General features: G+C 27.4%; 6 protein-coding genes. 5 read left to right on the top strand and 1 reads right to left on the bottom strand.

What is annotated here, in order from left to right; all coding sequences use genetic code 11:
* Positions 1-141 precede the first annotated feature (141 nt).
* Positions 142-894, bottom strand: coding sequence for a hypothetical protein (locus tag LGK95_RS21535; protein WP_226126955.1), 753 nt, complete (start codon positions 892-894; stop codon positions 142-144).
* A 451-nt stretch (positions 895-1,345) separates the two neighbouring features.
* Between LGK95_RS21535 and LGK95_RS21530 the strand changes: the two genes are divergently transcribed.
* The 5 genes from LGK95_RS21530 (at position 1,346) to LGK95_RS21510 (ending at position 7,471) form a co-directional block, all read left to right on the top strand.
* Complete coding sequence (locus LGK95_RS21530) at positions 1,346-2,521, top strand: cyclopropane-fatty-acyl-phospholipid synthase family protein (RefSeq protein ID WP_319001950.1); 1,176 nt, start codon at positions 1,346-1,348, stop codon at positions 2,519-2,521.
* Between the two features lie 187 nt (positions 2,522-2,708).
* Entirely contained in the window at positions 2,709-4,574 is a 1,866-nt protein-coding gene (locus tag LGK95_RS21525) for a PAS domain-containing sensor histidine kinase (RefSeq protein ID WP_226126954.1), read from the top strand.
* Positions 4,575-4,950: 376 nt separating this feature from the next.
* Entirely contained in the window at positions 4,951-6,684 is a 1,734-nt protein-coding gene (locus LGK95_RS21520) for a DUF4153 domain-containing protein (protein ID WP_226126953.1), read from the top strand.
* Positions 6,685-6,730: 46 nt separating this feature from the next.
* Positions 6,731-7,225 (top strand): DUF2975 domain-containing protein, encoded by a 495-nt coding sequence (locus tag LGK95_RS21515; RefSeq protein WP_226126952.1) that lies wholly within the window; start codon positions 6,731-6,733, stop codon positions 7,223-7,225.
* Between the two features lie 36 nt (positions 7,226-7,261).
* A complete protein-coding gene (locus tag LGK95_RS21510) occupies positions 7,262-7,471 on the top strand; it encodes a helix-turn-helix domain-containing protein (RefSeq protein WP_226126951.1) in 210 nt (69 codons plus the stop codon).
* Positions 7,472-7,599 lie beyond the last annotated feature (128 nt).

Raw genomic sequence — 7,599 nt, 5'->3', positions numbered from 1 at the left:
TACAAACAAAACTGCATTGTATTTCTTCAAAGTATTTTTTCACTTTTCAACGTGCAATTAAAACCCTAATATTTACATTCCTGTTTTTTCATAAGTTAGTTAACACTATCTATAGAGTTTAGCAATATTTTGTTTTGAACATTATAATTTAGATTCAGCAATATTTATTTGCTTAGTTATGGAATGGTTAATCCATGATTTCCACAAATTTATATTTTCATAATAAATTCTAAGGGAATATTTTGATAAGAGAAGCTGTTTATATTCACCTAAGTTATAAAAACGACTTAATAAGTTACTTTCTCTCTTTGTTAATGGTAAAAAGGGTTTACCAGTATTAATAGATACTTGTCTGCACAGATATTTAGCATCTAAAGCTACGATATAAGGCACAGGTTTACTGGTTCTCTGATAACTTTCTCCTGTAAAATGTAAATAAGAATAATTTTCCTTAAGCCAGTTAAAAAAATCCATGTATTGTTTCTTGTTATCTTTTTCAATATTCATATCTATGGAAGGGACAAAGTCTAAAAGTTTGCATGCTAATTTAACATCATTTATGTCATCTGAATTTAAATAATTTGCAATCAACATTAAGCTATAGGGATCTCTTGCTTGAAAAAAAGCCCAAATTAGGTCATGAGTAAAAAGACCTTCTCTGTTTCTAAAAAAGATCATATCTACTATAGTAGGTAAAATCGTTTTATCTTTGTGGAACTTTGTTAAAATTGTGGCAGTAACATCTAAAAATTCATCATCTTCATCGCTTAGTCCATGCCTTGTTAGGCCAGCTACAAACATGTCTTTCAAAACAGGATAAGTTATTTCTTTATAGTTAGAATATAAGTGTTTAATTTTTGAATAATCCGCGGTATTTTTACTATCTAAAGACATACAATCTCCCCCTTATTTTTTATTCCAAACTTTAAATAAAAATAAAGAACAATATTATATAATATTAACAATGTAGTCATTATGTTAATCATTTTAATAGCTAATTAATAGTTATCAACTCAAAATATGTATGTATTTAGCTAGTTTTCAGAAATTAATTTTAATGGTATAATAATAGATAATAGTGTTACTTTTGTTAGTACATACATGTTAGTGGTGTAGTATCTATTTGCATACTGCATATATTTTAAATTATGTAAATTTATATGTTTGAGGTACCATAAAAGAAAGTGGTATACTGGGCAGGTTTATTACGATTGTATCCAGGTAACAAAAAACAATTAACTATGTAATCTATAAAACTACATATAAAGTATTATTTATTATATGTAGTAATTAACCATATAAATATGCATATTATGTTTAATATTTAATTGAGGAGTGATAAATTTTGGTTGGTGACAAATTATTTTATAAAACTTTATTAAAAAATATGTTTTCTGATCCATTTAAAATTAAATTTTGGGATGAAAGTGTAGAAAAATTCGGTGAAGGTGAGAGTAAGTTTCAAATTATTTTAAATGAGCCAATATCAAAGGGGGACATTATAAATGATCCATCTATAACTCTTGGAGAGGCCTATATGACTAAAAAATTAGAAATAGAAGGAAATGTACAAGCTGTTATTGAATCTTTATATAATAACAAAGAAAGTTTTCTAAGTAAGAGTGAGATGTACGAAAAGCTAATAAAAAAAATAAAAAGCAGCATAAAAAGAAGTAAGGACAACATACAATTTCATTATGATATTGGTAATAGCTTTTATAAATTATGGTTAGATAAATCTATGAATTATTCTTGTGGATATTTTAAGAATGATACAGATACTCTAGATGAAGCTCAAAATAATAAAATAAATCATATTTTAGAAAAGTTAAACTTGAAAGAAGGTCAAAGCTTACTTGATATAGGATGTGGTTGGGGAGAACTTATAATTAGAGCAGCAAAACAATATAAAGTAAAGGGTATTGGAATTACCTTGAGTGAAGAACAACTCCAAAAGGCTAATGAAAGAATTAAAGCCGAGGGATTAGAAAATTTAGTTGAAGTTAAGCTTCAAGATTACAGAGAAATTAAGAATGTAAATTTTGATAGAATTGTTAGTGTTGGAATGCTCGAGCACGTAGGATTAGAAAATTTGTCTGAGTATTTTTCAATAGTAAATAATTTGTTGAAAGATAAAGGTCTTTCTTTAATTCATTGTATAACAGCGGTAAATAAGGGTGGCAACAATACTTGGATAGACAAATATATTTTTCCAGGCGGACATGTACCTGCAATTAAAAATATTATTACTGATATAGCAGAGCAAGAATTTGAATTAATAGACATAGAAAGCCTTAGGAGACATTATGGAAAGACATTAGAACGATGGGCAGAAAATTTTGAGAGTGTCCTACCTATAGTAGCAAAGAGAAAAGATGAGATATTCATAAGAATGTGGAGGCTATACTTAAATTCATGTGCGGCATCTTTTAATCGTGGTAACATTAATGTCCATCAGATATTATTTGCAAAAGGTGTAAATAACGATCTGCCATGGACTAGAGATTACATGAATTCATAGTTGATCGTGTCATATATAAAGTAGAGTATATAAGGAAAGAGCATATGCTCTTTCCTTGTTTTACTGAAAATACTTTGAAGTAAATATAGAAACTTTTCAATACATTATATGTATTATAAGTTATAATAAACAAATGTAAGAAGAAAATATTAAAGAAAGTAAATAGTTTTTAGAATGGGTGAGATAAATGAATGAAAAATTAGGTGTAATTGTTTGCAAAGATTTTGCTGAAGAGGTTGAAGTTATAATAAAGAAAAATAATATGAAAAATGTTGAAATTGCAGCATTTCTCCCAGAGTGTATTTATGGCGAAATCGGACGAAATGAGCAGCTAGAAGCAATTAAGAGACTACAGGAAACCTGTAATAAAATTATTATTGTTTGTGGTACATACTGTTCGAGTTTAAATAAAATTCTGATTGATAGTGAAAAGTGTAAAATACATAGATTAGAATACTGTTTTGAATTATTTACTAACAGAGATATAATTGCTCACTTCATTAGTGAAAAAGCATATCTTGTTACACCAGGGTGGCTTCGAAATTGGGAAAAAAATATTCGAATTTTAGGGCTTGATAATGAACATGCAAAAATAGTTTTCAGGGAAGCTTCTGCGAAAATTATCCTTTTAGATACAGGAGTTTTTGAGGACTCTTTAAAAAATCTTGAGGAATTCGCAGAGTATGTAAATCTTCCTTATGATTGTATTTCTGTAGGATTAGATTTTTTTAGTATGTTTATACAAAAAAATCTAATGGAATGTCGTTTAGGATGTGAAAGAAGAAAATCAACTTTGCTACTTGCAAACACAACTAGACAGTCTGTTGATAGTACGTCGGTTAAACAGCAACTTTCATATATTTTAAATAGCATTCATGAAGGTGTGTTTATTATAAACTCAAAGTACGAAACAATGTTTGTAAATAAAGCTGTAAAAAGACTATTAAATCTTAATGATTTTAAAGATATTATAGGGAAAAACGCATTTGATATTGTTCCAAATGAGTATCGTCAAATTGTACTTGAAAGATTTAAGAATATACTGGATAATAAAATATCAGCACCTTTAATTGAAGAAAAATTTGTGACATATGATGGTTGTATTATAGATATTGAAATATATTCTGGAGCTATCAGATATGAAGGTAATTGGTGCATACTTAGTGTGGTAAGAAACATTTCAGAACGTAAAAACTCGGATAATCTTAAGTTGAAAATTGCCGAACAAAATAAACTGTTAGATGAAGCAAGGGAATATGATAAGTTAAAGAATGAATTTTTTTGTAATTTATCACATGAACTTAGAACACCAATAAATGTAATGCTTAGTGCACTGCAATTGCTGAATTTGAATGAAAAAAACAAATCGAACATTGAAAATGAAGTGAAAGTAAAGAAATATTATAACATCATGAAGCAAAATAGTTATAGACTATTAAGGTTAGTAAATAATTTAATTGATATTACCAAAATTGATGCAAGATATTTTAATCTGAGATTAAAAAATGAAAATATTGTGGCCATTATAGAAGATATAACTATGTCTGTAACAAATTATGCTAAACATAAAGAGTTAGAGCTCATTTTTGATACTGATATTGAAGAAAAAACAATAGTTTGTGATGCGGATAAAATAGAAAGAATAATATTAAATCTTCTTTCTAATGCAATAAAATTCACTCCGCCTGGAGGAAATATATTTGTTAATATTACAGATAAAGATTCAGGTATACTTGTATCTGTAAAAGACACTGGCGTTGGAATTCCTGCTGATATGAAATTGTCTATTTTTGAAAGGTTTGTACAAGTAGATAAATCTCTTTCAAGAAATAGAGAGGGTAGTGGTATCGGTCTTTCTCTTGTAAAATCTCTTGTTGAGATGCAGGGTGGAACGATTAGGGTTGAGAGTCAATATGGTAGTGGAAGTGACTTTATAATAGAACTTCCTGAGAAGGGGTTACCAGAGAGCGGAACGATTATTTCAGATGCAAACATAGCTAGGGGAAGTAATATAGAAAGGATAAAGATAGAATTTTCAGACATATACGATTGAAACTGTTAAAGAAGTTTTGATTTGACATAATTAAAAAATAAAAAATTTGCAAAAGAAATAAAACAATTAGACAATAGATGCTGAATCTATTGTCTAATTGTTTTATTGTTTGCAGAAATTTTGTTATATGTCTGATGTATTGGTAAATTTAATGAATTCTAATCTTTATATAATAATTGGGAAGAAAGGTATTAAACACACTTTACAATATATATTTATTGATAAACAGTAAATATATATTGTAAAAAGAACAATAGTATGATAATATTATTCTAAAGTTTATATAGGTTAACAAGTAATTTCATACTCTACAAGTGTGTGTATGAAAAATCATAATTAGTATTTAAAAATATATAAACTATAAGGAGGCAATGCTATGAAACTTATAAAATCCATTGGAAATATTTTCACAAGGTTGTATTTAAGTCTTAAGAGATTTCCTTTAACGGTACTTCTATCAGCTTCAACTTATGCTGTGCTTATAACTATTTCAGAAATTAATCCAAAAGATGATACTCTAAGTAAAATAGCATTGGTATTAGCACTTGGAATACCTTTGTCACTTTGCATAAAACTTACTTTTGAGAAGATGGGGGAAGGAAATGCCTATAGGATTGCGATTGGTTATTTTAGCGGTGGATTAATACTCATACTGTATTATTTTTTTCTCTTAAAAAATTTAGGAATGGTAACAACCACAAGATATACTGCCGTAAGTCTTGCTTTATATTTAGGGTTTATATTTATACCATATATTCTAAGAAAAGAACAATTTGAGATGTATGTTATAACTATATTTACAGGCTTTTTCATAACCGTAATCTATTCAATTGTACTTTTTTCTGGACTTTCTGCAATTTTATTTACTATAGACAAGTTGCTTGGAATAATAATTAGAGGTGAAATTTACTATTATACATTGCTATTTGTAGTTTTTATATTTGCGCTTTCATATTTTCTTGCAGGAATACCACATAAAGATCAAGAAATAACCTCAAAATCTTATCCAAAACTATTAAGAATATTAATTTTATATATTGTAATGCCACTTTTAACTGTATACACAATGATTTTATATATATACTTTGGAAAGATAATATTAACCTGGTCATGGCCAATGGGTATAGTATCAAACCTGGTTTTGTGGTACTCAGTTATTGTTACAAGCATCTTATTCTTTATTACTCCTATAAGGGAGGAAGTAAGTTTTGCAAATAAATTTTTAAAGTATGCACCTAAAATAATACTTCCACTTTTAATAATGATGTTTATTTCTATAGGAATTAGAATAAATGCTTATGGAGTAACAGAAAAACGATATTTTGTTGTTATTTTAGCCCTCTGGGTATTTTTCATAATGTTATATTTCTGCTTTAGTAAAAAGCTAAGGAATATAATAATTCCTGTTACACTTTCAATTATTGCACTTATTTCTGTATTTGGTCCGCTTAGTAGTTACTCAATTTCAAAGATGAGTCAGAATAATAGACTCCAAAAAATACTTGTAAAAAATAATATGATTAAGAATGATAAATTACAAAGTTTTACTAAGTTTTCAATTAAAGATAGGGAAGAGGTAAGCAGTATACTTAGATATTTTAATAATAACCACGACCTTTCTGATGTCAAATATTTACCTGTAAACTTTAAATTAGATGATACTAATAAGGTATTTGGATTTTCTGATACTCAAAGCAATAGTTCAACTAGTAAGAGTTTTAATTTTATGAGAAAACTATCAGATAAGAATATAGATATAAAAGGATATGACTATTTAATCGATATGAAAAATATAAATATTGCTCAAAGTATCTCAAATAGTGATTTAGATGTATCATATGACTATGAATCAAAGACTATAAAAATAAACTATGGTAATAAAGAGGTTTATAGAAAGAGTTTAAATTCTTTTGTAAAGACACTTGCAGATAAATATACAGATTCATCAAAGGTCGATGGATTACCCATTGAAGAAATGACATTTGTTGATGAGAATAAAAAGATAAAGGTTAAAATAGTGTTTATAAACATATCTGGGAATAGAAATCAAGAAACACAGAATGTTGATATTAATGACATTGATTTATATTTACTTGTTAAAGTAAAGTAGTCTTTAATTTAAAACAACAAAATTACAAGTCATGGAGGAAATTTATATGAAATATTATGGAAAAACATCTTTATCATCTCTACTAAAGTTAATGTTAGATGTATTAATAATTATAGGTTTTATCATATATTTATTAATATTGAGAAAAGCCTTGGTGATTGATCAAGTAAACTTACTTAACTTTAGAAATATTATCACCTGTATTTTATTTGTACTAGGTGGTTTTGCATTACTTTGCATAATGTATTATCTTAGATGTATTATGAATTCCTTAGTTAAAGTAACTCCTTTTATATGGGAAAATGTTAAAAGCTTAAGGAATGTTTCTATTTCGTGTTTTATAATTACTGGTTGTTATGTGTTCAATTTTTTTATCAATAATCAATATATAAATTTTAAGTTAATAGAGATTGATACTAAAGGAATTCATACTGACATTGAGTTTATAATTTTCTTCTTTGCAGGCTGTTTTACACTTATTCTTTCTAAGGCTTTTAAACAGGCAATTGAAGTTAAAGAAGAAAACGACTTTACTATATAGATTTTCGTAGTATATGAATAAATTGAGGTGAAATACATGGGAATAATAGTAAACTTAGATGTAATGATGGCAATAAGGAAAATCTCTTTATCTGAACTAGCAATTAAAGTAGGAATTACAAATTCTAATTTGTCTATATTAAAAACCAATAAAGCAAAAGCAATAAGATTTTCTACCCTTGAGGCTATATGCAAAGAACTTAAGTGCCAGCCAGGAGATATTTTAGAATACAGGGAAGAAAATTGATAAAAGGGAGTTCACTTTGATATGCTCCCCTTATGGTAGACAGTTAAATAATAAAACTGTTTACTATAAGGAGGGCTATTTTTTATGGGAAGAAAATCAATTATCTCAGACCAACAAAAAATCAAGGC

Origin of the sequence: Clostridium algoriphilum (assembly GCF_020443705.1) — a bacterium.
GTDB classification, from domain to species: domain Bacteria; phylum Bacillota; class Clostridia; order Clostridiales; family Clostridiaceae; genus Clostridium_AD; species Clostridium_AD algoriphilum.
The sequence above is the reverse complement of the archived record's forward strand: the minus strand, read 5'-3'. Positions and strand labels throughout refer to the sequence as shown.